The sequence below is a fragment of the Corallococcus terminator genome (assembly GCF_003611635.1).
Classification (GTDB): Bacteria; Myxococcota; Myxococcia; order Myxococcales; family Myxococcaceae; genus Corallococcus; species Corallococcus terminator.
Window position 1 is genome coordinate 1 of the sequence record NZ_RAVZ01000168.1, and the last position, 20,939, is coordinate 20,939.

Sequence of the window (20,939 nt, forward strand, 5' to 3'; positions counted from 1 at the left end):
ATTGTCTTCCAGCTTCGGCGCGAGCGGGCGCGGCTGGAGGCCCGTTGGGGCGAGGGCCATCCGGAGGTGATGAAGCGCCTGGCGGAGTCGCTGGGCAAGCGGGAGGAGGAGGTGGCGCGGGGGACGGAGGCCCTGGGCAAGGACGTGTCGTTGAACGCGCCGCTGGGCTGGGACGGGGATGTGACGCAGCAGGACATGCTGGAGGCGGACCTGGACTCGGCGGAGGACGTGGCGGACCGGGGGGCCTGGGCGCAGAAGCTGCACCAGAGCGTGGCGGAGGCCTGGCCGGAGCTGGACGCGCGGGAGCGGGCGTTGGTGAAGGAGCGGATGTTGGTGGAGGACGGGGTGAGCGCGGAGTTCCTGGCCCAGCGCTTCGGGGTAACGGCGGTGCGCATCCGGCAGATCGAACAGGGGCTGCGCCAGAAGCTGCGCCAGCGGCTGACGGCGGGGTGCACGGCCTGGGACGGCGAAGCGCTGCGGCTGGCGGCTTGAGGGGCGGGGTGGGAAACGGGCGCGCGAGGAAAGAGGTTGACGTCGCGGGCCAGGAACCGTAAATCGGCGCTGCCGTTCGCGGTGCGCAGCGCAGCACGCCCAAGTAGCTCAGTCGGTAGAGCAGGGGACTGAAAATCCCCGTGTCGGTGGTTCGATTCCGCCCTTGGGCACAGAGTGAAGAACTTGAGGGCCCTGGACTTCGGTTCAGGGCCCTTTTTCTTTTGGCCCGCAGCGCCTGGCCCATGAACGACTCGAATCCCTCTCCTCCTGCCAGGCTGTCTGGCGTGCGCGTTCCCCGCTCCTGGTGCGTGCTCCTGGGCGTCTGGCTCCTGCTGCTGACCGTCTTGAAGCTGTGGGACCTGGCTCCGCCCCGCGTGGTGGGTGCGGAGGCTCCTCCCGAACAGTTCTCCGCCGAGCGCGCCCGGATCGACATCGAGGCGCTGACCCGTGCGCCGCGTCCCTCGGGTTCTCCGGCCCACCGCGAGGCGCGTGCCTACCTGCTGCGCCGGCTGTCTGAGCTGGGATTGAAAGGCGAAGTCCAGTCGACCTCCGTCGTCGGGACGTGGTGGGGACTGCCGTACGACGCCGCCCACGTCGACAACGTGATGGTGCGCCTGCCCGGGACGGATCCGACCGGCGCTGTGTTGCTCATGGCGCACTACGACTCGGTGCCGCACAGCCCTGGCGCCGGTGACGATGCCAGCGGCGTCGCCGTGCTGCTGGAGACGCTTCGCGCACTGAAGACCACGGGAGCGCCGCGCAACGACATCATCGTCCTCTTCACCGACGCGGAGGAGGCTGGCGCCCTGGGAGCACAGGCCTTCCACGCCCAGCATCCGTGGGCCCGGGAACTGGGCGTGGTGCTCAACTTCGACTCACGCGGCACGAGCGGCGCCGCGGTCCTGTTCGAGACCGGTGGCCCGGGCAATGCCCGGCTCATCCAGGCCATCGCGGAGTCGGTTCCCCGCCCCGTGGCGTCTTCGCTGGTCCAGGAGGTGGCGCGTCGGCTCGGGCACTCCACCGACCTTCGCGTGTTCCGCGAGGCAGGCGTGCCTTCGATGAACATCGGTTTCTCCGATACATCGTCTCAATACCACACGCGGCAGGACCGGCTTGAGCAACTGGACCTTCGCAGCGTGCAACACCTGGGAATGTATGCGCTCGCGTTGGGACGGACGTTCGGTGACTGTGATTTGCGCCAGCTTCCGGCGGAAAACGCCGTCTTCTTCGACGCGTTCCGGGGCTGGATGGTTCGCTACCCCGGCGTCCTCGTCTCCCCCATCGAGGCGCTCATCCTGCTGGCCTTTGTGGCTGTCATCTTGCGTGCTCGAAGTTCGGGGCGGGCCACCTACCAGGGCATCGGGATCGCCGCGCTCGGCTTCCTTGCCAGCATGGTCATTGCCGCAGGGGCGACCTGGCTGATGTTGTTCGCCTTGCGCCGCGTGGACCCGTCCCTGGTGTTGATGCGGGAGCCCTACGAAGCCACGTGGTACCGCCTGGGGTTCACGGGCCTGGGCGCGGGCATGACGTTGGCGCTCTACTGCTGGCTCCGTCGCTGGCGAGAGCCGGAAGAGCTGGCATTGGGCGCACTCCTTCCCTGGGGGCTTGGACTCGCGATGTCGGGCGCGCTGGCTCCCGGGGCCAGCTACTTCTTTGCGTGGCCCCTGGCGGGGGCCTTGGTGGGACTTTCGGCCCTGTCCTGGGGCCGGCGCATGGGACCGTCGCTCATGGCGTCGATGCTCGCGGCGGTGCCTGTGATTGTCATTGCCGTTCCGGGCCCCTACCTGTTGTTCGTGGCCCTTCAGATGCAGCGTGGCTTCCTCGCGGTCGCCGTGGTGGTCCTGCTGCTGGGTGCCCTACTGCCGCAGCTCGAACTGCTGGGGGCGGGTCGTTCCTTCCGTCTCGCCGGGCTGCTGGCCTTCGCGGGCGTGGTCATGCTGGGCGTCGCGCTGGGTCGGTCTGGCTTCTCCACGGAGAAACCCCGGCCGTCAGGGCTCACCTACGCGTTGGATCAAGCATCGGGTCAGGCGTGGTGGCTGACCACGAATACCGAAATACCTCTCGTGCAGGAGCGTCTCTTCCAAGATGCGGCAACTCTTCCCGCTCCGGGCGTCATCAGTCCCTATGACGCGGACCTCATCACCCGCGCAGGAACCGCTCCGGTGGAGCCGCTTCCTGCCCCGACCGTGGAGCTTGTCCGAGAGGAGCAGGCAGGCAATGGAAGACGTCTGCACCTCCAGGTCCGATCCCCACGACAGGCTCCAGAGCTGACGGTCTTCGTGACCTCGGAGGCCACGGTCGCGCGGGCGCGCATCGATGGACGTGAGGTCGTGGAGTCTCCGCCCCATGTATCGAACGCACGGCAGCCCTGGGGGTTCCGCTACCTGGGCGTTCCCTCCGAGGGTTTCGACCTCGTGCTCGAATTGACCGACGCGCGCCCGGTCGAACTGCGCGCCACCGACCGGACCTATTCACTCCCAGGCCCGCCCTTGGCGGCGGACCTGATGAGTGTGCCGTTCTACATGGCGGGTTCCACATTCGACTCGCAGTCGTTCCGCTTCTGAACGGCGAGGAATTCGTCAGGAGGTCCTTGCGCGCCTGGAGCTACCGACGCGGGTCGTCGCCTGGCTCCAGAGTCGGCACACGGGGGCCCTGGTAGCGCGGGCCATAAAAGGCGTGCGTCACCTGGATCCGTCCCTGGATGTGGGCGTTGAACTCCGGCAGCGCCTCGGCGGGCACCCACAGCTCCTGATGCCGTGACGCTCCCACGACCTTCACGTCGAACCGCTTCAGGTACTCCGCGTCCACGTCGAACGCGGTGACGAAGCCGGCGTAACCGGAGGCCTCGTCCGGCGTGTTCCAGTCCCGGGCGATCTGCTCGGCGTACTCCGAATTGAGCACCGGGTAGAAGATGGGCTGCTCGGGGAGGCGGGGCGGAAACGCCCGCGCGTCCGCGTCCAGGATGAGCTCCAGCTCCCGGAGGCCGACAGGTCGATAGAGCGTGCGCGAGGTCGTGGTCATGATGGGCTCCTGACGGTGCCTTGCCTGGATGCTGACCGGACTCGTGACTCAGAACGCCCGTTCGTGCAGGTGCAACTGGAGCGCGCGAAGGTGTTGACCCCAGTGCGCCCCGAAGTTGAATTGGAAATGCCAGAGGGCATCCACCTCGCTGGTCTCCCATCGCAGCAGCACCTCCTGGAGGTCGCGCGCGATGTCCGCCAAATCGTCGATGGCATCTCCGACCCCCGGCTTCTCCTCTCCCAGGTCCGTGCTGTCGAGCGACACGCTGTAGTACCCCAGTCCCGGGAAGCACTGACCGAGCCGCTGGCTGAATTCCTTGTAGGGCGTGGTGGGGACGTCGTCCGGTGAGGGAGCGTTCGGGTCGAACTCCACGTCCACGAAGTGGGAGGCCAGTGCGATCCGGTCGAGCGCCAGCCTCAGGTCGCACTCGCGCGTGGGGGCATCGACCTCCGCGTCGAACACGGCGAAGAGGGACTGGATGGCTTCGCGGATCTCGTTTCGGGTCATGGCGCTCCTGGGGGAAGCCTACCGCCCCCGAAAGGGCCCGCCAGAGGGGAGGGCACCCAGACCACGCTGGACGACGCGGCGCCTGCTCGCCCGGCCGACGTGCCGGGTGCACAACCGGGCGCGACGCGGTAGATGGAGGGACCGGAGGAACAACAACGCAATGGACGCGAACGTGGTGGCGGAGTTGGAGAAGGCGGGCGTGAAGGTGGACGACCCCAAGCGCCTGTTCATCCCGGTGGAGCGGGACGAGCAGGGTCGGGTCAAGCCCGTGGGCGACGAGGTGCCCGTGCGCTTCGGTGACATCACCGCCCACGTGCAGCTACAGCCCGTCGCGAAGCTGTGGACCGGCGACCGGCAGCCGCCCAACTTCAACAAGCCGCCGTTCTTCGAATACGAGCCGTTCTTCTTCCTCATCGAGGCCACCGCCGCCGGCTTCTGCCGCGACACGCGCCACGCGGAGAACGACCAGGAGTTCGCCCAGCTCTACCGCCACCTCTCGCGGCGGCCGGACGGGAATCACAAGAACCCCATGTTTTCCCATCTGCGCGCCGCGGCCCGTCTGTACATGTCCCTGCGCGATGTCAGCCAGGCGGAGTTCGAGGCCGTCGCCCAGCGCCTCCACCAGTCCGCCAACACGTATTCAGCGCACGTCGGGAGCCAGAACTACTTCCTGAACGTGCTGCGTCAGGTGCTCGGCGCCTGAGGGGCGCGCTCCTGGGGGCACGCGGCGAGCGGCGTTTCTGGAATAGGGTGCGACCCCGCCCGTTCCCGGGTGCCGCTTTTGTCTCTCCCCAGGAGTGAGGATGTTCCGACAGCCGTTGTCGTGGTTCGCCTGCCTGGCCTTGCTGGGCACATCCCCGGTCCTGGCCCAGGCCCCCAAGCCTCCCCCGTCTTCCAAGACGCCCGCGTCCGTCGCGAAGCTGGGCGCCAGCGTCCAGTCGCGCACGCTGAAGAACGGGCTCACCGTCATCGTGTGGCCCGACCACGACATCCCCTCCGTGGTCCTCAACAACTGGTTCCGCGTGGGCAGCCGCAACGAACGCCCCGGTATCACCGGCCTGTCCCACTTCTTCGAACACATGATGTTCAACGGCGCGAAGAAGTACGGCCCGGGTGAGTTCGACCGCGTGATGGAGGCCAACGGCGGCGCCAACAACGCCTTCACGTCCGAGGACGTCACCGTCTATCTGGACTGGTTCCCTTCCTCCGCGCTGCCCCTCATCTTCGACCTGGAGGCCGACCGGCTCCAGTCGCTCGCCTTCGACCCCAAGGTCATCGAGTCCGAGCGCGGCGTCGTCTACTCCGAGCGCCGCTCGGGTGTGGACAATGACAACTCCGGCGCGCTGATGGAGCAGGTGCAGGCCACCGCCTTCGTCGCGCACCCGTACCAGATTCCCGTCATCGGCTGGCCGTCCGACATCGAGTCCTGGCGCATGGAGGACCTCCAGCGCTACTTCAAGACGTACTACGCGCCCAACAACGCGACGCTCGTCATCACCGGGGACGTGGAGCCCTCGCGCATCTTCGAACTGGTGGAGTCCACGCTGGGCGTCATCCCCTCGCAGCCCGCCCCCGAGCCCGTCCGCACGAAGGAGCCCGAACAGCAGGGCGAGCGGCGCGTCACCGTGAAGAAGCTGGCCCAGTCCCCGCTGCTCCAGATCGCCTATCACAGCCTCGCCGCGAACGACCCGCAGGCGGAGACGCTGGAGCTGCTGGGGCTCATCCTCACGGATGGGGATTCGTCGCGCCTGCACCGCAAGCTGGTGGAGGAGGAGCGCGTGGCCATTCGCGTCCGCGGGTCCTTCTCCGGAGGGTTTGATCCGTCGTTGGCGTGGTTCATGGTGGATCTGCCGCCGGGCGGCGACCTGCCGCGTGCCGAGGCGCTCCTCACGGAGGAGTTGGCCCGTGTGGCGAAGGACGGCGTCACCGACGCGGAGCTGCGCAAGGCGCGCAACATCGCCCTGGCCACCTTCTGGCGGAAGCTGGAGACCAACGACGGCCGCGCTCGCGAACTGGGCGCCGCCGCCACGTTCCGGGGGGACTGGCGCGCACTGCTCGATGCGCCCACGCGCTACGAGAAGGTCACCCGCGACGGCGTGCGCACGCTGGCCGCACGGCTCTTCAATTCCGACCACCGGACGGTGGGCTGGGTTGTTCCCACCACCGCCGCCGCCACTCCTGCCCGCAAGGAGGCCTCGCGATGAACGCTCCCGTCCGTCCTGGCCCCGCTCGCCGCGCTGTTTCGTTGTTCCGCTCCGGTCCACGGGGAGGCGTCCCGATGAATGCTCCCGTCCGTCTTCGCTCCGCGCTCGCCGCGCTGCTGTTCGTCTCCGGTCCTGCCTTCGCGCAGACACCCGCGCCCGCTGCCGCGTCGTCGAAGACCGCCACGCCCGTCGCGGCTCCGAAGGCCGCCGCATCCGCGCCCGCTGCCTCGGCTCCGAAGGCCGCCACGCCCGCTGCCTCGGCTCCGAAGACATCCGCACCCGGCGCTGCCGCCGCGCCCGCTGCCTCGGCTCCGAAGACCGCGCCCCTGGGCAAGGGTGTGACGCTGCCCGCGGCGACCACCGTGACGCTGAAGAACGGGACGCGGCTGCTGCTCGTGGAGAAGCGTGAACTGCCGCTCGTGTCCTTCTCCGCGTGGCTCCGGGGCGGTGCTGTCACCGACCCCGCTGGCAAGGAGGGCCTGGCCGCGCTCACCGCCCAGCTTCTCCAGAAGGGCGCCGGCTCCCGGAACGCCCAGCAGTTCGCCGACGCCGTGGACGGTGTCGGTGGCCAGTTGGAGATCACCTCCGGCCGCGAGGCGGTGATCATCACCGGCGGCTTCCTGTCCCGGGACACCCCGCTGATGGTGGAGCTGCTGTCGGACATGCTCGTGCGCCCGCGCTTCGACGCGCAGGAGCTGGAGAAGACCCGCGCCCGCCGCGTGTCGGAGCTCGCCGCCGCCAAGGATGGCGACCCGCGCGTGCTCGGCGGCACGTACTTCGATGCCTTCCTCTTCGCCTCGCACCCCTATGGCCAGCCTGTCACCGGCAGCGAGGCCTCCCTGCCCACGCTCGGCCGTGACGACGTGCTCGGCTGGGCGAAGGCGAACCTGGGTGGCGACCGGCTCATCCTCTCCGTCGTCGGTGACTTCGACGCGAAGGCGCTCGCCGCGAAGCTGGAGGCCGCCCTGGGTGGGTGGGCTCCCGCCTCCCAGCCGCTCGCCGCGGTGCCCGCCACCGCTCCTTCGAAGGGCCGGCGCGTGCTGCTGGTGGACAAGCCTGACGCCACCCAGACGTACTTCTGGATTGGCAACACCGGCATCTCCCGCACCGACCCGGATCGCGTCGCGGTGGAGCTGGGCAACACCGTGCTGGGGGGCCGCTTCACCTCGCTGCTCAACTCCGAGCTGCGCGTGAAGACCGGCCTCACCTACGGCGCCCGCTCCTCCTTCGCCCCCGGCCGACAGGCGGGCCCCGTCGTCCTCTTCTCCTATACCCAGACGGACAGCACCGGCCGCGCCATCGACCTCGCGTTGGACGTGATGGAGCGCTACCGCAAGGAAGGCATGGACGACGCCATGCTCGCCTCCGCCCAGGCCTATGTGCTGGGCCAGTTCCCTCCGAAGCTGGAGACGGGCGCGCAGTTGGCCTCGAAGCTGTCGGAGCTCACCTTCTTCGGTCTGGACGCCCAGGACGTGGACGGCTTCGCGGGCGCCATCGCCTCCACCACCCGCGATGGTGTGCGCACCGTGCTCCAGCGCGTGCTGCCCGCTTCCCAGGACCTGACGTTCGTCCTCATCGGCAAGGCGGCGGCCCTGCGCGACGTGGCCCGCAAGTACGGCCCCGTCACCGAGATGAAGATCTCCGACAAGCGCTTCACTCCGCCGGGTGCGCCCGTCCGATAGCGAAAAAGGCCTTCGGGTCGTCTGCTTCGCAAGTCCTTGCGTGGGGAAACCATCTCCCAGACGACCCGATAGGCAGACGCGCTGGCTTCGTATGAGAGGTGTGGGGTCCGGGCCCGGACCTGACTTTCCACCCTCATCCGTTGCCTGGAGGCGTCATGTCGTTGCGTCGTCTGTCGTTGTCGCTGATCCCCACCTGCGCGCTGGGCCTGGGCTGCGCGGAGCCGGAGTCCTTCGAGCAGCTCCGCCCGCCCGTGGAGGATCCCGAGTGCCCCGCGTCCACGTCCGTGCTGGTGACGGCCGACACCCGCTTCCACACGGGAGCCAGGGTGACCGCCGTCCCGCAGGACCTGTCCGGCCGCGACCTGGAGCTGCTCATCTTCCGGGGCAATGACTACGACCGGCGCTCGGGACGCGTCGTGAGCAAGGGCCTGTGCTTCGGTGACGTGGGGCAGGACGCGGAGTTCTACGTGCGCTCGGGCACGGCCTACTACCGCAGCCACGCACGCCGCTTCGACCTGAGCATCAACCGCCACGGCCGGCCGGACGCCGTCGCCTCCGCCATCACGGAGACCCCCGCGCGGTTGGACCTCACCGGCCTCCAGCCCTGGCAGGCGAACACGTCTCCCAGCGAGCCGGGCAGCCAGCTCCAGGTGGTCAGCGGCGAGGTGGAGCTGCTCGCCCACCTCGCGTTCCCGACCGCGCAGCCCGGGGCCGGCGTCACGCTCGCGCAGGGCACGGAGGCCCGGGCGTCGTCCCAGTGGGGCACGCTGCCCGTCCTGGACGCGGCGAAGGGCGACCGGCTCTACGTCAACCAGCTCAACGAGGTGCCGTCCGGGACGCTGCCGAGCGGCGCGCCCCTGAAGTACCGCACCGTGGTGGGCAGCCTGCACGCGCCGGCCGCTTCGTTCACGCCGAACGGCGACACCGCGCTGGTCCTGTCCGGCGCGATGACGGAGGTGCGCCAGGCGTCCTTCGCCCCGGAGTGGAACCTCTCCGCGTTCACCGACCATCGCGGTGAGGCCCACCCGGACGCGGTCGTCGCCCAGGGCCGGTTCGACGTGCTGCCCGTGACGTATGGCCTCATGTCGGGCCGCGTGGGCCGTCAGGGCGAGCTGTTCACCCTGGAGGTCCCGGGCAGCGAGGAGGGCGAAATCACCCGCCGCTTCACCTACGGCAATCCCTATCCCAAGGATTGGGACACCCTGGGCTCCGCCAGCCACACGTTCCTCGCCCCGACCTCCGTGGTCGTGGGAGGCCAGTCCTGGCGTCCCCACGCCAGCATCGTCGTCATGGACCGGCTGTCGCGCATGACAGGGGCAAGCGCGGACCCGGTGGTGCCGGGCGTCTCTCCGCCCAGCCTCGTACGCATCGACGGGGTGGAGGCCTCCTCGGTGCGGACGGTGTCCTCCACCCGTCCGGTGGTGAGCTGGCTGTCTCCGCGGGTGGGCCAGGCCCGGGCCTACCAGGTGGAGTTCATCCAGTTGACCGCGGACGCTGGCACGGCCCCCGTCGTGGAATTCCACGTCCCGTTCGACACGCTGACGCTGACCCCGCCGCCGGGCGTGCTGGCCGCCGGTGCCACCTACTACGTGCGCGTGACGGCCAACGGTTCGCCCTTCTTCGTCCCCTGGCTGGCGCCGTACGTCTCCGCGGACGTGCTGCCCATCCGCTCGGCCGGGACGTTCAGCGCGGTCTTCACCACGCCGTCTTGACCCCTTGGGTCGTGCCCGTCCCCACGCGGTCCGGTGGGGGCGGTTGCTCCATGGGATGGCGTTGGCGGGAGCTGTTGGAAATTCCCCGGAAATTCTCCATGCCAGGGAAATGCCCCCACTGCGTATAGGGGGGGCCGGGTCTGGGCTGAGACCCGGCCGTCAATCCATTGCATGCCCCCCGGGACCGTCATGTCATTGCGCCGTCTGTCGTTGTTGCTCGTTCCCTCCTGCGCGGCCTGGCTGGGCTGCGTGGAAGCAGTGCCTCCCCCGGATGAGGTGAAGGGCCCGGACATCGTGTGGCGCGACCCCCGCGAAGGCACCGCGACGGTCGTCGACGGGGACCTGCTGCCGGGCTGTGGCGAACCCGACGCGGGACCGGTGGAGGCGGACGCGGGCGTACCCGACACCTCCGTGCTGGTGACGGCCGACTCCCGCTTCCATGCGAGCACGGGCGTGACGGTGGTTCCCCAGGACCTGTCCACCCGCGACCTGGAGCTCCTCGTGCCCGACCCGAGCGGGGTGGGCTTCGACCGGCGCTCGGGCACGCCCGTGCCGGGCGGCATGCGCTTCGACAACATCCCGGATGGGGAGTTCTTCGTCCGCTCCAACCACCTCTACTACCTGACCCGGGAGCGGAGATTCGACCTGGGCGTCAACCGCGTGGGGCGTCCGGACGCCGTCTATTCGTCGGTCTCCTACTCGCCCGTGACGGCGGACGTGTCCCAGATGGACCCCTGGCAGGACTACGAGTCCATCAGCGCGCCAGGCACCGTCCTCCAGGTGGTCAGCGGCGACGTGGACCTGGCCGCGACGCTCGACTTCTCGGTGTGGCCGTCGACCGGCACCACGTCCCATCAAGACCCGGACTCCTCCCTGACGGGCTTCACCGGCTACGCGCTGCCCGTCCTGGACCCGGCGAAGGGTGACCGGGTGTACGTCAACCAGCTCAATGCCGTGCCGTCCGGGACGCTGCCGAGCGGCGGGCCCATGGCCTACACCACGGTGACGAGCAGCCAGCACCTGCCGTCCTTCGCGTTCACGCCGGATGGCACCACGCCCCTGTCGCTGACGAGCAGCCTGGAGCCCACGCCCCAGAGCGAGTTCTCCATGGAGTGGCGCCTGTCCGAGTTCACCCGCTGGCGCGCGGACGTGAACCCGGACTCGACGCTCAGCCTGCCCATCTTCCAGGTGCTGCCCGTGCCGCACGGCCTCGAGGATGGCTGGGTGGGCTACCAGGGAGAGCTGCTCAACCTGACCCTGCCGCGCGGTGAGACGGGCGTCATCACGCGCCGGATGGCCTTCGGCAATCCCTATCCCGCGTCCTGGGGCTTGCTGGGGTACGTGACCTATACGTTCCGCTCGGGGACCCCGGTCATCGTGGGGTCCCGGGGGCACTACCTCACGGGCTCCATCACCGTCGTCGACCGGCTGGAGCACTTCATCGCGGGTCCCATCGTGCCGAAGATCTCACCGCCGCAGGCGCTGCGCATCGACGGCCTGGATGCCAATGTGTCCCGGTCGGTGGGCACCACCCAGCCGGTGGTGACCTGGCAGCAGCCGGTCCTGGGCACGCCCCGGGCCTACAGCGTGACGCTCACCAAGCTCACCGACACCTTCGCGGGGCTGCCCACCAAGCGCTTCTACGTGCCCGGCGACAGGACGTACCTGCGCCTGCCGCCCGACGCGCTGGAGCCCGCCTCCACGTACTACCTGCGCGTGACGGCGGATGGCTCGCCGGGCTTCGAGCCCTGGCGTGCGCCCTCCATCAGCATGGAGCGGTTGCCCGGCTCCAGCGCGTCCGCGTTCAGCGCCGCGTTCACCACGCCGTGACCCTGGTGGGCCCGCCCGCTACCGCGCTGTCTGGCGGTGGCGGGTGAGGCACTGCTGGTAGCGCGCGTCCACGGACTTCGCGAACCACGCGGTGGTCTTCTCTCCGCTCAGCTTCACGCTCTTGAGCGTCACCTGCGGAAGCTGGGCGTAGACGGGGGGCTGTCCCGTCTGTTTCGCATACACGCGTTTCACCGCCAGATAGGTGTCGGTGGTTTCAAACTCCGCCGTCTTCTCCTGGTCCACATCCTTGCGCACCCGGCGCTCGCTCAGGTCCGGTGCGTGGCGCTCACGGAAGACGAGCAGGGCCTTGAGGCTCTGGCTGTCATCGCCCCGGGGCTCACCCTGCTTGTCATACAGGCGCAGGTCTCCATCCGTGGCCAGGGGGATGCCCGTGAGCCTGCCAACCTGGGATTGCAGCGCGGCGTTGCGTGAGCTGTAGACGCCGCTGTTGTAGTCGGCGAAGCGGTAGAGGGGTTCGTCGTACGCGGCTTCGAAGCCCATCAGTCGCGCGGTGCCGTACCGCACGCCGCCCGCGCGCGTGTACAGCGATTCGCGCACGGCGTCCGGGTCCGCGTCCGGCCCGGCCTTGTTCACCGCGTACAGCACGCTGACCTGCATGGAGCCCGCGGTGGTGATGGGGTTCTGCCCCGCGAACGAGGACGGACCGAACAGCGAGCTGGCCAGGTCCGCCGCCGCGTACGCCGCCGGGTATTGCTCCTCGTAGTACGCCAGCATGTCGCGGAAGAGCCGGTCCAGGTCCCGCTCCGTGCGCGCGGCGTCCAGCCGGGCCCCGAAGCTGCGCTTCGCCCCCTTCGCCTTCGACGCGAGCACTTCATCCAGGACGCGCCGCCCCAGCGGACCCAGCTTCCCCGCCGTGGCCTCCAGCTTCTGGCGCACCAGCTTCGGCAGCCCCGGCACCGCGGGGTCCGCCTGGAAGCCGGACTCCTGGTCGATGACGGCCAGCACCTGACACACCACCGGCGGCGACGGGAGCACCGCCTCCGCGTCCAGCGCGGCCAGCACGTCGCGCGCCCAGCCTTCGCGCTCCGGGCCCTTCACCTTCGCTGGCAGCAGCCGCGCCACCTGCGCCACCGACAGCCGGGGCGGGGGCGGAATGTCCGGAATCGACGCGGGCGCCCGCGACGCACACGCCACCGTGAACATCGCCAGGGCCACCAGGGCCACGGGACGGACCCATTTCCAAGACACTGTTTCAGCCCATCCGGCGCCGACGTTTTGCGTCATGTCAGACCCCGGGTGCATGCTGCGCCCCGTCTCATGAAACACCTGAGACATCCCGTGGGGCATCCCAGGCGATTTCCGTCAACCGTCAGCAAAAATCTCATTTCTTGAGTAAATGAGATTGACGGGGAATTCGCGGCTATCATGTTTGAACGGGAGGGTGGGAGAAAGTAACTAAACGTACTTTCCCCAAAAAGTAGTTGCCCTGATGAAAACAAGTGTGTCACGTATCACCCCGCTGTTTCTTCATGGAGGTATCGCGTTGGCTCATCGACTGTTGAAGACGATTGGCGCGGCTTGGCTCGGCGTGGCTCTGACGGCGTGCGGTACGCAGGGCTCTACCGGTGACGAGGCGAAGGCGCCGGAGCAGGAGAAGTCGGGCGAGGACATCCAGAGCACGTTGAACGCGCTCGGTGGTGCCCAGGTGGTCGGCGTGCACGCCGACGGTATCCCGGACAGCATCCGTGGCGAGTTGGGCCGCGCGGTGGGAACGCTGAACACGCTGGCCGCGGGACATCAGGCGGTCGCGGCGGTTGCGCCCGCGTTCCGGCTGAACGCCGAGGACCTGGTCCTGCGCCGGACCAACACGGACGAGCAGGGCAACCAGCACCTGCGCTTCACGCAGATGAAGAACGGCCTGGAAGTGGTCGGCGGCGAGCTGGCCGTGCACGTGCGCCCGGACGGCACGGTGTACGCGGCCAACGGCTCGGCGCGCGACGGCGTCTCCGTCTCCGCCCTGCCGCGCATCGCGGCGACGTCCGCCCAGCAGGCGGCGCTGAGCGCGACGGCCGGCACGGAGCTGGCGGTCGAAGGCTCCCCCCGTCTGGTGTACGTGCGCACCGAGGAAGGCGCGCTGCGTCTGGCCTACGAAGTGACGGTCACCGGCCGCGGTGCCGAGGCCCCCATCCGTGACCGCGTCTACGTGGGCGGCGCGGACGGCTCCATCGTCCTGGTCGCGCCGCAGGTCCACACGGCCATCAACCGCCGCGTGTACAGCGCGAACAACGGCACCAGCACGCCGGGCACGCTCAAGCGCAGCGAGGGCCAGGCGGCCATCGGTGACGCCCATGTCGACACCAACTACGACATGCTGGGCTACACCTACGACTGCTACAAGGTCCTGTTCAACCGCGACTCGCTGGACAACGCGGGCACGGCGCTCATCAGCACGGTTCACTACGGCAACAACTACGTCAACGCCTACTGGGACGGCACCCAGATGGTGTACGGCGATGGCGACGGCGTGAACTCCATCGAGCTGGGCAAGGACGCGGACGTCACGGTCCACGAGCTGACCCACGCCGTCACGTCGAAGGAGTCCAACCTCACGTACTCCGGCCAGTCCGGCGGCCTCAACGAGGCGATGTCCGACACGTTCGGCGCCGTCTGCGAGAGCTGGAAGTCCGGCACGTGGAGCACGGCGGCGGACATCTGGATGGTCGGCGAGGACGTCTGGACGCCCGGCACGGCGAACGACGCCCTGCGCTACATGGATGACCCGGTGAAGGACGGCGCGTCCAAGGACTGGGCGGCCAACGTGACGTCCGGCACGGACGTGCACTACAGCTCCGGCGTGCCCAACCTGGCGTTCGCGCTGCTGTCCAAGGGTGGCGTGCACCCGCGCGGCCGTTCGACCATCAACGTGCCGGCCATCGGCGTCGAGAAGGCCGCGCGCATCTGGTACAAGGCCAACACGGACATCTACACGGCGGGCACCACGTTCCTGCAGGCGAAGACCTGGACCATCCAGGCCGCCTCGGAGCTGGGCTACGACCAGGCCACCCAGGACGCGGTGAAGGCCGCCTGGGAAGCGGTGGGCGTGGGCGGCGTGGTGGTGCCTCCGGTCACCGTTCCGCTGACCAACAACGTCGCGGTGACGGGCATCTCCGACAGCGCTGGCAACAACCGGTACTACACGCTGGCCGTTCCGGCGGGTGCCACGGCGCTGACGTTCACCACCTCCGGTGGCACGGGTGACGTGGACCTGTACGTCAAGTTCGGCTCCGCGCCGGACTCCTCCACGTACGACTGCCGTCCGTACGCCAGCGGCAACGCTGAGACGTGCACCATCACCAACATCCAGGCTGGCACCTACCACGTGATGCTCAACGCCTACTCGGCGTACTCGGGCCTGACGCTGAAGGGCAGCTACACGGGCGGTGGCGGACCGACGGGCAATGTGCTGCAGAGCAACGTGCCGGTGACGGGCCTGTCCGGTGCGGCCTCCTCGTTCACCACGGAGTGGACCACCCTGGACGTGCCGGCCGGTCGTGCGGTCACCATCACCACCACGGGTGGCACGGGCGACGCGGACCTGTACGTCAAGTACGGCTCCTCGCCGACGACCACCACGTACGATTGCCGTCCGTACGCCAGCGGCAACACGGAGACGTGCACGTTCCCGGCGAAGACGACCGTGGGCAAGTACTACGTGAAGATCCGCGGCTACTCGGCGTACTCGGGCGTGACGCTCAAGGCCGTCTACTAGTCGTCGCATCCGCTGTTTGAAGACAGGCACCCGGGGAGCCGACAAGGCTTCCCGGGTGTCGTCGTTTCGGGGCGGTCCCTGCGCGGGTGCCAGGCCATCCCAACCCATTCCGTTCACCACGCGCACGTTCTTGCCCGGGGTGGAGAGGCAGAGGCGCCGCCCGCGACGGCGCCAGGCGTGCACCGCCCGTGGAGTGACTCCCAACGCCGTGCCCACCTGGACCGCACTCCGCCCTTGGGCTGACAGCAAGAGGGCCGCTGCTCGCAGCGCCCCCCGTCGGCCGCCGCGACGCACCGGCTCCGCCAGAAAGCGGCGCTCCCCGGCCGTCAGCCGCACCCCCTGCTGGGACTACTTCGGGCGTTCGCTGCTCACCACCGTCGCAGCCTGCCCCCTGAACGGAATGACTTCGCCTGGCTCAGGTCTCGTCGAGGTCGTCCACGTGGTCCAGGTACGCCTGGAGCTGTGCTCGGTAGAGCGGCACCACCTCCGTCGCCATTGCCTCCTCAAGCACCTTCCGCGCGCCCGCCGTGTCGCCGGACTCCTTCAGCGCATCCGACGCGGTGAAGGCGCGACTGAGACGGTACGAGCCGTCCCGCGTTCGGCGGTGGATTTCCCGGACGAGCGCGACCGCTCCGGGAGCGTCGCGGAGCGCTGCCTCCGCATCCGCGCTGGGCATCCCCACCTGGGGCGCCATCCTGCGCAGGAGCGCGGGCAGTTCGGGGTCTTGCGGTAGCTCCGCGCCTCCAGCTAGCGCCAGGCCCAGGTCAATCACCCTGCGCCAATCGTCGGAGTTCATTCAGGCATTACCTTCGGTCCGCACATGTCGAAGGGCCACTGATGCTGCCCTGTGCATTGGTCCATGCAGGCCCCGCAGGGGCCACCCCAACGCGGCTTCTTGGTCGACTGGCAGCGTGCATAGCTGTCGATGCAGTGTTGCCGCCACCCTTCGTCCGGGTCGTCCGTGGCATCGGTTCCAGTCGCCCTTTCGAGTTCGCGGGCTCCCTGCATCAACGTGGCGGCCTCGCTCCGGGTCATCCCGCACGCCTCGGCGCTCTTGAACTTCTTGAAGCAGCAGACCGTGGATGGGTCGCCCGGCCGGCATGCGTCCGCAGCCTGCGCGAGGTAGGTGCCCGTCGTGCGGCGTTCCGTCTCATGAGCCGCAGTCGCGCAGCCCATGCCGAGCGCCAATCCACCCGCAGCGGCAATCCACCGAGTCTCGCTCTTCATGTGATTTTGGATACTGACGTAGAGCAAGCAAGTTAAGCAGGTGCATCGCGAACGACGTGAAGGGTTGGTCCTCCCCTGAAAGATGGATGACGAAGACACCCCAGTCATCGCTCACCAGTCGGTGGCGGAGACGCGAGCCAGACGCCTGCTGCCCGTTGTCCATGTGCTGGATGGCGAGGCGGCGCTCCTCGTGGAGGACCGCGATGGGCCCTCCCGTGTGGATCGGCACGCCTGCGGCTGGGCCCAGCCGCAGGCCGCACTCCGGCGCGAAGGGGAAGCGCCTCCGTGCCTTCCTCGCGCCAACGTCGGCGGCAAGCGTGCACCGCCCGTGGGGTGACTCCCAACGCCGTGCCCACCTGGACCGCACTCCGCCCTTGGGCTGACAGCAAGAGGGCCGCTGCTCGCAGCCTCCCCCGTCAGCCGCCGCGACGCCCGCGCCCCGCCAGAAAGCGACGCTCCCCGGCCGTCAGCCGCACCCCCTGCTGGGACTTCTTCGGGCGTTCGCTGCTCACCACCGTCGCAGCCTGCCCCCTGAACGGAATGACTTCGCCTGGCCTAGCGACGCACCTGCACGTCGCGCGCGACGGTGCGCCCGCCGATGAGGGCGAAGCTGGCGCGCACCGGGGTGCCTTCGCGCAGCTCCGTGAGGGGCACGCGCTGGCCCTGGCGCAGGCCCCGGCTTCGCGGGTCGAGCTGGAGTTCGTAGACGGTGCCCTCGCCGTCGCGCACGTGCAGGGTGTCGCGGTTGGCGCGCGTCACGCGGCCGTTCACGGTGCTGGTGGCGATGGTGACCTGCTCCAGCGGACGGTCCGCGGTGTTGTCCGTCACCGCCGCCTGCGCCGCCTTGGCCGCGCCCTCGTACCAGGCCTCGTCGTCGTTGGCCTGGACCGCCTGCGCGCCAATCATCACCCGGCCTTCCGGTGGCGCCTGCGTCGCGGGCTGGCCGTTCGCGTTGGCCTGGGCGGCCTGCGAGCCCGGGGGCGTGTTCGCGTTCGGCACCGCCGCGCCCTGCGGAGGCGCCAGGGCCGTGTCCCGCGCGGGCGTCCCCGGAGCCTGCTGGGCCATGCCGCCACGGACCGGGGCCTGCGTGGGGCCGCTGCCGCCGTAGGCCGGGGTGTTGTTCGCCGGAGCCTGCTGGGCCGTGGCGTTGTTGCCAGTGGCAGGTGTGTTCGCTGGAGCCTGCGAGGCCGTGGTGTTGTTCGCGGGCGCGTTCGCCGGAGCCTGGGCGTTGCCGCTCCCCCCGTAGGCGGGAGCGTTCGCCGCGGTGCCGCTGCCTCCGGTCGCGGGGGCCTGGGCCGTGCTTCCGGAAGTCCGGGCATCCGTCGGAGCCTGCGCCGTCGTGCGGGCGGGCTCGTTCCTCCGGGTGTCTCGCAGGGGCAGGTCTCCCGGAGGAGGCGCCGTGTTCTCGGGCACCTCCGCGTTCGCCCCGGGAAGCGGCGTCGGCCGGGTGTCCCCCGTCGTGCCCTGCGCCAGGGCCGGCGTGGCGGGCACCCACAGCCCCCCGTTCGCGGTGTCCCGGGCCTGCATCGTCGTCGCCGGGACGTCCACCGTGTCCGGGCTGTCGGACTCCCGACATCCGGAAGCCAGCGTGCACAGCCCCATCATCCCCATCCACATCCAGCGTCGACCCATCCGCCAACCCTCCCGCAGGCGAACCTGCGGACGCCCCCCTGGCGGTGCAAGCGTTCGGGGTGGGGGCGGAGGTTGGCTGCCTGCCCGGGGCTACGTGGGGAACGTGGCGGCCACGGCGCGCACGTGCTCGCGCACCAGGGCCCTCGCGGCGAGGAGCGCGGAGGACTCCGTGGGCGTGTAGCCCAGGCACAGCACCACGTCGTCCTCGGGCGCTGCGCGCGTGCCCAGGGCCGCGTAGTCGAGCGTGCGCGGGACGGGCTCGCCGTCGGTGTCGTGGGTGAAGCGGCCGAACACGGTGGCCTGCGCGTCACGGCCGGGCGCTGACTCCTTCAGCGCGAAGAGGCGGCGCACCGCGAGGAGGGATTCGGGGCGCTCGCGCAACGCTTCGGGACGGGCGGGGCCGCCCAGCTCCCATTCGAGCAGCTTCAGGCAGCCGCGCACGAACTCCACGTCGGTGATGACGAGTCCGTAGAGGTACCAGTCCGCGCACGCCGCCTGGACCAGCCGCGCCTGCGCGTCGGTGAGCCAGCCGAAGGACGGACAGGTGAAGGTCTCGCAGATGGACGCGCGGTAGACGCCGCAGTCGCGCAGGTCCGTGCCGCCCGTCACCTTCGGGTGGCCCAGGCAGCCCACCTGCTGCTCTTCCGCGTCCAGGAAGCCCAGCAGCGGACACACCCGCACGATGGGAAAGAGCGCGGGGGCGTCACGGTTCGCGGTCAGCTCTCGCGCGGCCTCGCCATAGGCCTCCGGCGTCCGGGGCGCGTGGGCGAGCCGCGCCGTCTGCGTGGCCAGCCGCTGGGTGAGCGCCGCGCGCGAGTGGTCGCGGAAGTTGTAGAGGCCGCAGCAGGCGCCACACGAGGCGCCCCCACCGGGCTGGCACAGGTGGAAGGAGACCGACATGCCCGTCATTGTGACGGATGCCGGGCTCCCTGGGGCTCGGAAGGTGCGCGGTCAGAACCAGTCGGGGTGCATGCGGGCGTACGAGTCCTCGCCCGTCCGGCACAGGTGGGCCAGCAGCGGCACGCGCGGCACCTCCACGGCGAACCAGTATTGCGCGGCGGCGAGCTTGCCCTCGTAGAAGGGGGCGTCATTCGCGGCGCCACGCGCGAGGGCCTCCTTCGCGGCGGCGGCCTGCGCGAGCCAGCGCCACGCCACGGCCACCACGCTGAACAGCTCCAGGAAGTCCGCGCTGTGGCGCAGCATCGCGTCCACTTCGCCCGCCATGCCCCGCGCGCCGAGCTCCAGCGTGAGGGCACTGGCCTGCTGGAGCGCGTCCTCCAGCGCGTCGCTCCAGGCGGGCTCCACGCCGGCGGCCCGGGCGCGCGCGGTGGTGGTGCGCACCTCTTCATCGAGCGCCTGGAGCGCGGCGCCGCCGCCCGCCACCGCCTTGCGGCCCAGCAGGTCCAGGCCCTGGATGCCGGTGGTGCCCTCGTGGATGCTGTTGAGCTTCTGGTCGCGCAGCCACGCTTCGGGGAGGTACTCGCTGGAGTAGCCGTAGCCGCCGTGGATCTGCAGCGCGAGCGCGTTGGATTCGAAGCCCTTCTCCGCCGGGAACGTCTTGGCGATGGGCGTGAGCAGGTCCAGCAGTAGGTGCGCGCGCTGGCGGGCCGCTTCGTCCGGCGCGTGGTTCGCGAGGTCCGCCTGGGTGGAGGTGGCGAGCAGCAGCGCGAGACCGCCCTCCACGATAGCCTTCTGGCGCAGCAGCATGCGCCGCACGTCCGCGTGTTCGATGATGGGGGACTGGGCGCGCGCGGTGTCGCGGGTGCCGCCAGGACGGCCCTGGGGGCGCTCGCGCGCGTAGGCAAGCGACTCCTGGTAGGCGACGGACGCGGTGGCGACGCCGTTGAGGCCCACCATGATGCGCGCCTCGTTCATCATCTGGAACATGCAGGCGAGCCCCCGGCCGGGCTGACCCACGAGCCATCCGTGGCAGTCATTGGATTCGCCCAGGTTGAGGACGAGGCTGGGAATCCCGCGCCAGCCAATCTTGTGGATGACACCAGCGACCTGGACATCGTTGGGAACGAAGCCGCCGGCCTCGGGCCTGCGCGCGGGCACGGCGAAGAGGGAGACGCCGCGCGTGCCGCCTTCCGCGCCGTCGATGCGCGCGAGGGTGAGGTGCACGATGTTGTCGGTGAAGTCCTGGTCGCCGCCGCTGATGAAGATCTTCGAGCCCTGGAGTCGGTAGCTGCCATCCGGCGAGGGCGTGGCGCGCGTCTTCACGTCCGCGAGGCTGCTGCCGGCCTGCGGTTCGGTGAGGGCCATGGTGCCGGTCCATTCCCCCCGGTACAGGGGGGCCATGAACTGTTCGCGCAGGAAGGGCGTGCCGAAGACCTCCAAGAGGTGCGCGGCGCCGAGCGTGAGGCCCAGGTAGCCATAGGCGCTCAGGTTGGCGGCCATGAGGTAGGCGCTCGACACGGCGTGCACGGTGAGGGGGAGCTGCTGGCCGCCGACGTCGGGAGGGCGGGTGGCGGTGAGCAGGCCCAGGTCGACCATGTTCGCGTAGAGCGAGCGCATGGCGGGATGCACGCGCACCCGTCCGTGTTCGAAGACGGGCGGGGCGGCGTCCATGGGCCGGTAGGTGGGGGCGAGCACCTCGCGGGCGAAGCGGCGGGTGCTGTCCAGGAGCAGGCCGAAGGTGTCGCGCGAGTGCTCCTGGAAGGCAGGCAGCGCGCAGAGGGCCGCGGTGTCCAGCACCTCGTAGAGCTGGAAGTCCACGTCACGGTCCGAGAGCAGCGGGTTGGGGCGGGGCACGCTCATGCCCTGGCTCCCTACCAGGACGCGATGGCCTCGTCGAAGTCGACGTGCGCGGGACTTTCACCGTCGGACGGGGGCAGGGAGGCGTCCAGGGGCAGGCATTGGCGGGCCTCCTCGGGAGCCGTCTCCGGCCAGGGGGTGTGCG

At 69.8% G+C, this 20,939-nt stretch carries 17 protein-coding genes and 1 tRNA gene; 9 read left to right on the forward strand and 9 right to left on the reverse strand.

Translation table 11 applies throughout. From position 1 onward, the window contains the following. The 3 genes from D7V88_RS23025 to D7V88_RS23035 all read left to right on the forward strand — a co-directional run. Positions 1-492: sigma factor-like helix-turn-helix DNA-binding protein (locus tag D7V88_RS23025; protein ID WP_279636066.1), on the forward strand; the 492-nt coding region annotated here is incomplete at its 5' end. Between the two features lie 97 nt (positions 493-589). Further along, a tRNA-Phe gene (locus tag D7V88_RS23030) sits at positions 590-662 on the forward strand. Between the two features lie 114 nt (positions 663-776). Beyond that, the gene (locus D7V88_RS23035; protein ID WP_147448827.1) at positions 777-3,056 is read left to right on the forward strand and encodes a M20/M25/M40 family metallo-hydrolase; all 2,280 of its coding nucleotides are present in this window, start codon (positions 777-779) and stop codon (positions 3,054-3,056) included. A 40-nt stretch (positions 3,057-3,096) separates the two neighbouring features. Here the strand turns inward: D7V88_RS23035 and D7V88_RS23040 are convergent, their stop codons facing one another. After that, positions 3,097-3,513 (reverse strand): ADP-ribosylation/crystallin J1, encoded by a 417-nt coding sequence (locus D7V88_RS23040; RefSeq protein WP_120542805.1) that lies wholly within the window; start codon positions 3,511-3,513, stop codon positions 3,097-3,099. 48 nt (positions 3,514-3,561) lie between these two features. Next, a complete protein-coding gene (locus D7V88_RS23045) occupies positions 3,562-4,020 on the reverse strand; it encodes a DUF5063 domain-containing protein (RefSeq protein WP_120542806.1) in 459 nt (152 codons plus the stop codon). Between the two features lie 160 nt (positions 4,021-4,180). On the opposite strand from D7V88_RS23045, the gene D7V88_RS23050 reads away from it, so the two are divergent. From D7V88_RS23050 to D7V88_RS23070, 5 genes are all read left to right on the forward strand, one after another. Continuing rightward, positions 4,181-4,723 (forward strand): hypothetical protein, encoded by a 543-nt coding sequence (locus D7V88_RS23050; protein WP_120542807.1) that lies wholly within the window; start codon positions 4,181-4,183, stop codon positions 4,721-4,723. Between the two features lie 100 nt (positions 4,724-4,823). Then, on the forward strand, positions 4,824-6,224 hold the full coding sequence (locus tag D7V88_RS23055; protein ID WP_120542808.1) for a M16 family metallopeptidase: 1,401 nt from the start codon (positions 4,824-4,826) through the stop codon (positions 6,222-6,224). 74 nt (positions 6,225-6,298) lie between these two features. Further along, positions 6,299-7,906, forward strand: coding sequence for a M16 family metallopeptidase (locus tag D7V88_RS23060; RefSeq protein ID WP_120542809.1), 1,608 nt, complete (start codon positions 6,299-6,301; stop codon positions 7,904-7,906). Positions 7,907-8,061: 155 nt separating this feature from the next. Further along, positions 8,062-9,618: a fibronectin type III domain-containing protein gene (locus tag D7V88_RS23065; RefSeq protein ID WP_120542810.1), complete on the forward strand. Its 1,557-nt coding sequence runs from the start codon at positions 8,062-8,064 to the stop codon at positions 9,616-9,618. Positions 9,619-9,807: 189 nt separating this feature from the next. Then, positions 9,808-11,448, forward strand: coding sequence for a hypothetical protein (locus D7V88_RS23070; protein ID WP_147448828.1), 1,641 nt, complete (start codon positions 9,808-9,810; stop codon positions 11,446-11,448). An 18-nt stretch (positions 11,449-11,466) separates the two neighbouring features. On the opposite strand, the gene D7V88_RS23075 is transcribed toward D7V88_RS23070, so the two are convergent. Next, positions 11,467-12,612 (reverse strand): DUF1615 domain-containing protein, encoded by a 1,146-nt coding sequence (locus tag D7V88_RS23075; protein ID WP_120542818.1) that lies wholly within the window; start codon positions 12,610-12,612, stop codon positions 11,467-11,469. A 340-nt stretch (positions 12,613-12,952) separates the two neighbouring features. Between D7V88_RS23075 and D7V88_RS23080 the strand changes: the two genes are divergently transcribed. Beyond that, entirely contained in the window at positions 12,953-15,178 is a 2,226-nt protein-coding gene (locus tag D7V88_RS23080) for a M4 family metallopeptidase (RefSeq protein WP_120542812.1), read from the forward strand. 415 nt (positions 15,179-15,593) lie between these two features. Here D7V88_RS23080 and D7V88_RS23085 read toward each other — a convergent pair whose 3' ends face one another. The 6 genes from D7V88_RS23085 to D7V88_RS23110 all read right to left on the reverse strand — a co-directional run bounded on the left by D7V88_RS23085 (position 15,594) and on the right by D7V88_RS23110 (position 20,797). Continuing rightward, the gene (locus D7V88_RS23085) at positions 15,594-15,974 is read right to left on the reverse strand and encodes a DUSAM domain-containing protein (RefSeq protein WP_120542813.1); all 381 of its coding nucleotides are present in this window, start codon (positions 15,972-15,974) and stop codon (positions 15,594-15,596) included. Further along, a complete protein-coding gene (locus tag D7V88_RS23090; protein WP_147448829.1) occupies positions 15,971-16,405 on the reverse strand; it encodes a hypothetical protein in 435 nt (144 codons plus the stop codon). Before D7V88_RS23090 ends, D7V88_RS23085 begins: the two co-directional genes overlap by 4 nt. Positions 16,406-16,509: 104 nt before the next feature. Then, entirely contained in the window at positions 16,510-16,812 is a 303-nt protein-coding gene (locus tag D7V88_RS45540; protein WP_120542815.1) for a helix-turn-helix domain-containing protein, read from the reverse strand. 148 nt (positions 16,813-16,960) lie between these two features. Continuing rightward, positions 16,961-18,037, reverse strand: a complete 1,077-nt coding sequence (locus tag D7V88_RS23100) for a hypothetical protein (RefSeq protein WP_147448830.1) — start codon at positions 18,035-18,037, stop codon at positions 16,961-16,963. A gap of 90 nt (positions 18,038-18,127) precedes the next feature. Next, a complete protein-coding gene (locus tag D7V88_RS23105) occupies positions 18,128-18,937 on the reverse strand; it encodes a hypothetical protein (RefSeq protein ID WP_120542819.1) in 810 nt (269 codons plus the stop codon). Between the two features lie 51 nt (positions 18,938-18,988). After that, complete coding sequence (locus tag D7V88_RS23110; protein WP_120542817.1) at positions 18,989-20,797, reverse strand: acyl-CoA dehydrogenase; 1,809 nt, start codon at positions 20,795-20,797, stop codon at positions 18,989-18,991. Positions 20,798-20,939: the final 142 nt, after the last annotated feature.